This is a genomic window from Mesorhizobium sp. M7A.F.Ca.CA.001.08.2.1 (genome assembly GCF_003998455.1).
Classification (GTDB): domain Bacteria; phylum Pseudomonadota; class Alphaproteobacteria; order Rhizobiales; family Rhizobiaceae; genus Mesorhizobium; species Mesorhizobium ciceri.
In genome coordinates this window covers 1-573 of record NZ_RZPW01001414.1, presented here as the reverse complement: position 1 = coordinate 573, position 573 = coordinate 1, and the positions used below count along the sequence as shown (strand labels likewise).

Annotated in this window: 1 protein-coding gene; it reads right to left on the bottom strand. The window is 65.1% G+C overall.

The window, feature by feature from the left end; genetic code table 11:
* The coding region (locus tag EN914_RS37715; RefSeq protein WP_164779292.1) for an ATP-binding cassette domain-containing protein at positions 1–573 on the bottom strand (573 nt) is incomplete at both ends.

Below are 573 nucleotides of genomic sequence, written 5' to 3'. Positions count from 1 at the left end.
GTGTAGGGATGATGCGGCCCGGAAAAGACCTCTTCCGACGGTCCGAGCTCCATGATGCGGCCGAGATAGAGCACGGCGATCTTGTCGGAGAGGTAACGCACCACGGCCAGATCATGCGAGATGAAGATGTAGCTGACGTCTTCCTTCGACTGCAGGTCGGCGAGCAGATTGAGGATGGCCGCCTGCACCGAGACGTCGAGCGCCGAGGTCGGCTCGTCGCAGACGACGATGCGCGGGTCGCCGGCGAAGGCGCGGGCAATGGCGACCCGCTGCTTCAGGCCGCCGGAAAGTTGGCGCGGTTTTACAGCCAGATGCCGGTCCGTAAGCCGCACCGAGCGGATAAGGTCGTTGAGACGAGCCTCCAGCGCCTTGCCGGAGAGCCCCGCCAGCCGCTTCAGCGCGCGTCCGATCAGATGCCGGATCGAATGCGATCGGTTGAGTGCGGAGTCCGGGTTCTGGAAGACGATCTGCATCGCCTTGATTTGGTGGTCGCTGCGGTTCTCCAGCCTGGGCGCCAGCGCCTTGCCTTCCAGCTCGATCGTGCCGCCTGCGTCCGGCGGCACAAGGCCGAGC